The following is a 6,000-nucleotide window of genomic DNA, read 5'->3' as shown; positions in this document are numbered from 1 at the left end:
TTCATCCAAATTTCAATATCCGTGAAAAGAATTACCTTATTGGTTGAACAAACATTAATAAAACACTTTGATAGTATACAAATATTATTATTCAATTGTTCTAAGAATTACTTTTATAGTCTTAAATATCTGAGAGCATTGGGATTTGTTTTGCAACACGAGAAACAAGTTTAAAGAAAGTTGTTGCACCAACAACATCAATGCTAAATCCTATAAATACCAACATTGCAAATTCAATCAAAAAGATAAATACTATAATCAATACACTTTTATAAATGTCAAAATAGCTCATTAGAAGTGCAAATTCTCCCATTATTACCCCAATCCTAGTACTGGCATAAATATGCTAAGAAAAAAATCAAAGGTTTACTAATCAATTTAGTTTTCCTATTGTTCTCTGATTTGTTCTCATCATCTAAAATTGGCTATTGAAATCTTATTTTCATTGTTTAATTCTAGCGCATGCTCATAAAGTTCAGTGGCGCGAACTAAATCTCCAACAGTTTCATAAGTAGATGCTAAATTGATTAAAACAGAAGCTTCTGCCTTTCTATCCCCTAATTCACGACTAAATACTAAAGACTGTTCAAAATATTCTTTAGCCTTAGAAAAATCTCTCGCCTTCCAGTATGCAGACCCTAAACCGGAAAAGATGATAGCCTGTGATTTTTTATCACCCATCTTTCTGGACAAATCAAGAGCTTGCTCAAAAATATTCTAACGCCCTCAAAAAGTCATCAGCATGTTGATAAGTTAACGCTAAATTATTTAGAATGCCTATTTGCCCACCAAGAGAATATCCAGTCAATTTTGAAATATCTAATTCACTTCTACTACTTGTAAAAAGAGCACCAACTTTTTCAGCCCGCAAACTTAGTGTTTGTGTCAACTTTTTATAACCATTATCTTCAAATAAATCTACCCAATGCCAACGACGAAGACTTTCTAAAGTATCACACTCTTCTAAACGCGCAGGAACAATAAAGATTTCGCCATCAGACTTTTCCATTGCAGTATCTAAGGCTAGTTTCACCTCTTTTTGTCGGAAGCCTGCTTGGTTAAATTGCTTTGATAGGCAAACTATAACTAAATCAGTTTCCCGTACGGCTTTTTTGATCTCCAATTCCCAATCCTGCCCGGGGAGGAGTTTTTCTTTGTCCAGCCATGCATCCACGCCATCGTTCGTCAGGCGCGTCCACAGTGCGCGGACAGGGTCACGGTCCGCGTGGGCGTGGCAGAGGAAGACTTTGAGGGGGCGTTTGGGTTGGGTCATGATTTGTCCGCGATGGGGTGATTATACGACGGGAACGTAGGGGCGGGTCTGGTTGGTCAGCAAATTGTCCATGCCTGCGGGGGTAATGTCAGGCACAATTATCCGCCCGAAATGGGAGACCCGCCCCTACGGCTGGCGAATCGTCCATGCTGGCAAGGGTGTTATCAGGCGCAACTGTCCGCCCCTACGGGTTGGATTTCATTGGAGTTTCATCATCGTCACTCCAACGTAATGGATTGGTTTTATGTATTTGGTGATATTGTCCATTTCGCGTTCGTTGCGGATGATGTGTTCGTAATAATTCCGCTGCCAAACGGGGATTCCGTCCGTGTGGCGTAATAAATTGATATGTTTTGACGAAACGGTTTTAAACGCGCCGATCAGCCCGCCCAATGGTTTGATGGGCGTCGTAGGGGCGGGTCGCGACCCGCCCCTACTGTCAATTACCAATATCCCATGAAAATGATTCGGCATCACAATCCATTCGCCTAATTCAACATAATCATATTGGGTTTCCAACCATTCCCATTTTTCAGCAATGGTTTTTCCATAATCATTCAATACCATCCCCCCATCCACCATCTCGCCAAACAGACATTCCCGCTGCCAGGCAACGATGGTCACGAAATATGCGCCTGCCTGTGAATAATCGTATCCCTTCAATCGGATACTTCTACGATGGTGTTTTTGCGGATCAAATTTCATTTGGAGGTTTCCCACTTTGAATTAGCGCGATTATACAACCGAAAAGAAGCAAAGCCATAAATTTTAGGCGGCGAATCGGGTCCCGGCGCACGTCCGCTCGCCCCGGCATGGGTTGTGGACATTCGGAATCAATGCCTGAGAGCGAAAGTCCCATTTTTCTTCAAGCAATGGGGCGGCGTGCAAAAGAAGAGAGCTGGAAGAGTTCTTGAAGGCAGAACGTGGGATGAGATGCCAAAAGGATTTAGTTTAGCGAGTGCATAGAAAAGAGCCAGTCCACTAGTGGGATGGCTCTTTTGTTTATTAAAGTGTTACAGTGCGCGGACAGGGTCACGGTCCGCATGGGCATGGCAGAGGAAGACTTTGAGGGGGCGTTTATCCATAAGGATGAATGCAGAATGATGACGGATGAATTTAGAGCAGTTTTTCTAGTTCGGGTACCAAAGGAGGTAAGTCATTTTGAATAGTGTCCCACATCAGTTTTTCGTCAATTCTAAAATAGACATGTACGATACGATTCCGCATGGCACGCATAAGGCTCCAAGGGATAGTCGTATATTTTTCTTCGACCTCTTCTGGAATTTGGTTTGCAGCTTCACCAATAATGATGAAGTTCATTTCTACCGCGCGGACAGATTTATCATCGTCCTTGAAAGATTCAAAATCCATCCCTTTCGTAAACTTCTGGATTTCATCGATGGCGTCCAGAATATCCCGAATTCGGTCTTTCCAGTTTCTAGGCGACACGGATCAACTCCCCCTTAATGCGTTCTTTGATATATGGCTTCAAACTATCGGGAGTCCCAAGGTCAACAGAGCAACCGAGTAATTTCTCAAGGTAATCCTGCAAAGCAAACAAACCAAAATAACCAACGGGACGGTTGAACTCCACGAGCAAATCCACGTCGCTGGCTGAGGTTGCCTCGTTCCGTGCTACCGAGCCAAACAACAAAAGAGAATTGACAACCGAACTTTGTAGATAGTTCAGCGTTCTTTTGTTTCAGGATTTGGAGAACAGTTTCTTGCTTCATACTGGATATTATAACGCTCAATTCATGCCATTGTTGTTCATGCGCGTGTACAGTGCGCGGACAGCGTCACGGTCCGCATGGGCATGGCAGAGGAAAACTTTGAGGGGGCGTTTAGGTTGGGGCATTATGGTGCATCCTTGGCACAACGGAAACCAGTCTAGGTCTCATTGTTGGAGACAATGCATATCGTTTATAAGTGGTAAGTATCCGATCACCCGTATAATTCCAAGACCCCCCTCGAACACCTCGCGAGTCGCTACTTTCTAAATCTTCTCTTCCGTCATCAAAAACATAAGGATAGGGCATGTACAAACTACTTACCCATTCTCGAACATTTCCCGCCATATCATATAGTCCATAAGCACTCTTTCCATTTTCATAACTACCCACAGCTACAGTTCCATGTGTTGAATATCCATTTGCATACAAACTTACATCAACATAAGAAAAATTATTTCCCCAAGGATATTCCCAGCTTTCAGGACCTCGAGCCGATTTTTCCCATTCCGCTTCTGTTGGTAAACGAGCCTCTCGCCAGTTACAGTAAGACACTGCCTGGAACCAATTCACATACAGAACAGGGAAATTGTCGAATTCAGAATTACTATAATAATTAGGGTTGTTATACGCGCTAAAATCATAGGGGGGAGAGCATTCACCCGCATCTACACAAGATTTATATTGAGCATTAGTTACTTCATATACATCAATATAAAAATCGTTCAAATACACTTGGTGAATGGGTTTTGCATTGTTATAAGGTTTCTCGCTCCCCATAATGAATTCACCAGAGGGCACAAATATCATTGATAAGCCCTTTGCATCTAGAATTTCAGGGGGCATAGACGTTGGAGAATTCGTTACAGATGGGGTTTGAGTAAGAGTAGAAATTACTGGAGTTTCAGTGGGATTTAGTGTTTGAGTTACAAAAACCGTGGAAATAGTAATTGCACTTTGAACTGACCCCGGAAAAGCGGACACGAAAAGAAAGCCCTCCTGTGAGAAGATAAGCACAGGAGGTGCTTTTATGTCAGGACAAAAAGGAATGTTGCACTACAAGGTGGAGATAAAGCAAGAAGCGGTGCGTCTAGTGTTGGAAGAACATTTGACGTATGCGGTGGTGGCAGCCCGGCTTGAGATACGGAAGGCAGAACGGATCAAAATCTGGGTGCAGATGTATCGACGAGAAGGAGAACTCTCATTTCATAAGCCGATTGGACGACCGCTGAAGGCAGAGAGTGAAGAGCGGGAAGTGGCACGGTTACGCATGGAGAACGCTCTGCTAAAAAAATTCCATACCGAATTGCGGGAAGTGCAGCTCGCGCAGCGCAATATCGGGCGATCTACCACCACAAGGAAGAATACGAAGTGAAAGCGATGTGCGAATTCTTCGGTGTTTCGCGAGCGGCGTATTATGCTTGGGTCAAAAAGCTGGCAGAGACCGACCCGGATCAGGAACGCATGCAGAAGATCCAAACGGTTTATGAGGACTCTCACAAGAGCTACGGGTATCGGCGGATCACGATCCACCTCCAACGAAAGCTGGGGTTGTCGATTAATCACAAGGCAGTTTTGAGGCTCTGGGCAAGCTGGGCATTCGTTCGCAAGCCAGAAAGCCCAAAATGTACAAAAAACTGAAGAACTTGGCACCTACCACCGCTATCCCAACCTGCTCAATCGGGACTTCCTCGCAACAAAGCCAAAATCAGAAGTGGGTCACGGATGTCACCTACATTCGCACCTTGCAGGGCTGGGCGTATCTGTCCACCATCAAGGATCTCTACGACGGCTTTATTGTGGCTCATGCTTTTGATCTCAGCAACTCGATTGCACTGGTGACACAGACGCTAAAACAAGCCAAGCAAAAAGAAAAGGTCACTGATGGACTTCTCCTCCACAGTGACCAGGGGACGCCCTGACCCATATCATGTCCTTACCGGCGAGTATAACATCACGCCTTCCATGTCGCGGCGTGGCAACTGTTGGGACAACGCCCGATGGAGAACTTCTTCGGACACCTCAAGGAGGAATATTTACGACACTTCAAACAAACCACCTTTAAGGATACAGAGCAACTCATTGACGAATACATTTACTTTTACAACTATGAACGGATACAATTGAAAACAAGACAGACACCCTACGAAACCAGGTGTCTGTCCATTTGACCAGCGGGGGCTTTCTTTTTGTGTCTTCCTTATAGGGTTCAGTCTACTTTCTGTATTTGTAACAGTGCTTTTTATTTCTGGTTGATCAAACAAAGGTGGCAAGCCAAAAAATGCAGCTAAGATAAGGACAATAAACAATATTCCACCAACATAATACTTATTATTGAAGTTTGAACGATTTCCTTGTTTTTTCTCAACAGACTTTTCTAACCTCTTTGTTGTTTCAGGTTGGGATTTTCCTTTTGGCAACCAACTTTTCTTAATTTGTAAAGTTACGCCAATATTGTTTGCCCGTGCTCGTAACGCCCGCATGAGCATATCATACCCATCATCTTCGAACAAATCCACCCAATGCCATTTTCTCAGGCTTTCAAGATTGTCGCATACCTCCAACCGCGCAGGGATAAGAAAAATCTCACCTTCGGGTTTTTCCATGACGGTGTCGAGGGCAATGCGTACTTCCTTTTGGCGAAACCCTGCCTGATTGAATTGCTTTGAGAGGCAAACCACCACCACGTCCGCTTCGCGCACGGCTTTTTTGATTTCCAATTCCCAATCCTGTCCCTGGGAGGAGTTTTTCTTTGTCGAGCCACGCGTCCACGCCGTCTTTGGTCAGGCGGGCGTAAAGTTCGCGCACGGGGTCACGGTCCGCATGGGCATGGCAGAGGAAGACTTTGAGGGGGCGTTTGTCCATAAGGATGAAGGATGAAATGTGAACGATGAAGTTATAACTGACGAACTCTGATCTTTACAGTGTCCCCTGTCCGCTCAGCAACGAGGATAAAGGGTGGCGTCACTTCGGGGGCATTATCACGAATGGCGTTGA

At 44.4% G+C, this 6,000-nt stretch carries 10 protein-coding genes and 2 pseudogenes; 4 read left to right on the top strand and 8 right to left on the bottom strand.

All coding sequences use genetic code 11. The features are described from left to right. Nucleotides 1-121: 121 nt before the first annotated feature. The 4 genes from IPG80_RS09355 to IPG80_RS09340 form a co-directional block, all read right to left on the bottom strand. Nucleotides 122-292, bottom strand: coding sequence for a hypothetical protein (locus IPG80_RS09355; protein WP_345105623.1), 171 nt, complete (start codon nt 290-292; stop codon nt 122-124). A gap of 119 nt (nt 293-411) precedes the next feature. Continuing rightward, nucleotides 412-681: a tetratricopeptide repeat protein gene (locus IPG80_RS09350; RefSeq protein WP_345105620.1), complete on the bottom strand. Its 270-nt coding sequence runs from the start codon at nt 679-681 to the stop codon at nt 412-414. 25 nt (nt 682-706) lie between these two features. Continuing rightward, nucleotides 707-1,273, bottom strand: a complete 567-nt coding sequence (locus tag IPG80_RS09345) for a toll/interleukin-1 receptor domain-containing protein (protein WP_345105617.1) — start codon at nt 1,271-1,273, stop codon at nt 707-709. Between the two features lie 198 nt (nt 1,274-1,471). Next, on the bottom strand, nt 1,472-1,978 hold the full coding sequence (locus IPG80_RS09340; protein ID WP_345105613.1) for a transposase: 507 nt from the start codon (nt 1,976-1,978) through the stop codon (nt 1,472-1,474). Between the two features lie 60 nt (nt 1,979-2,038). Here IPG80_RS09340 and IPG80_RS09335 point away from each other — a divergent pair. Further along, a pseudogene (locus tag IPG80_RS09335) lies at nt 2,039-2,239 on the top strand (DUF5131 family protein); the annotation flags it as partial. 150 nt (nt 2,240-2,389) lie between these two features. On the opposite strand, the gene IPG80_RS09330 reads toward IPG80_RS09335, so the two are convergent. From IPG80_RS09330 to IPG80_RS09320, 3 genes are all read right to left on the bottom strand, one after another. Beyond that, on the bottom strand, nt 2,390-2,722 hold the full coding sequence (locus IPG80_RS09330; RefSeq protein WP_345105611.1) for a DUF86 domain-containing protein: 333 nt from the start codon (nt 2,720-2,722) through the stop codon (nt 2,390-2,392). Continuing rightward, nucleotides 2,712-2,927 (bottom strand): nucleotidyltransferase family protein, encoded by a 216-nt coding sequence (locus tag IPG80_RS09325; RefSeq protein WP_345105608.1) that lies wholly within the window; start codon nt 2,925-2,927, stop codon nt 2,712-2,714. The genes IPG80_RS09330 and IPG80_RS09325 overlap by 11 nt, the downstream gene beginning before the upstream one ends. Nucleotides 2,928-3,117: 190 nt before the next feature. Further along, nucleotides 3,118-3,987, bottom strand: coding sequence for an SUMF1/EgtB/PvdO family nonheme iron enzyme (locus tag IPG80_RS09320; RefSeq protein ID WP_345105605.1), 870 nt, complete (start codon nt 3,985-3,987; stop codon nt 3,118-3,120). Nucleotides 3,988-4,033: 46 nt separating this feature from the next. Here IPG80_RS09320 and IPG80_RS09315 point away from each other — a divergent pair, with 46 nt between their 5' ends. The 3 genes from IPG80_RS09315 to IPG80_RS09305 are packed head-to-tail and all read left to right on the top strand — an operon-like array spanning nt 4,034 to nt 4,925. Next, nucleotides 4,034-4,378 (top strand): transposase, encoded by a 345-nt coding sequence (locus IPG80_RS09315; RefSeq protein WP_345105602.1) that lies wholly within the window; start codon nt 4,034-4,036, stop codon nt 4,376-4,378. 5 nt (nt 4,379-4,383) lie between these two features. Then, complete coding sequence (locus IPG80_RS09310; RefSeq protein ID WP_345105600.1) at nt 4,384-4,644, top strand: IS3 family transposase; 261 nt, start codon at nt 4,384-4,386, stop codon at nt 4,642-4,644. A 5-nt stretch (nt 4,645-4,649) separates the two neighbouring features. Next, nucleotides 4,650-4,925, top strand: a complete 276-nt coding sequence (locus IPG80_RS09305) for a DDE-type integrase/transposase/recombinase (protein ID WP_345105598.1) — start codon at nt 4,650-4,652, stop codon at nt 4,923-4,925. A gap of 114 nt (nt 4,926-5,039) precedes the next feature. On the opposite strand, the pseudogene IPG80_RS09300 reads toward IPG80_RS09305, so the two are convergent. Beyond that, a pseudogene (locus tag IPG80_RS09300) lies at nt 5,040-5,738 on the bottom strand (toll/interleukin-1 receptor domain-containing protein); the annotation flags it as partial. Nucleotides 5,739-6,000 lie beyond the last annotated feature (262 nt).

The organism is Candidatus Villigracilis vicinus, from assembly GCF_016702885.1.
Taxonomy (GTDB): Bacteria; Chloroflexota; Anaerolineae; order Anaerolineales; family Villigracilaceae; genus Villigracilis; species Villigracilis vicinus.
This window is presented reverse-complemented; position numbering and strand designations above follow the sequence as displayed.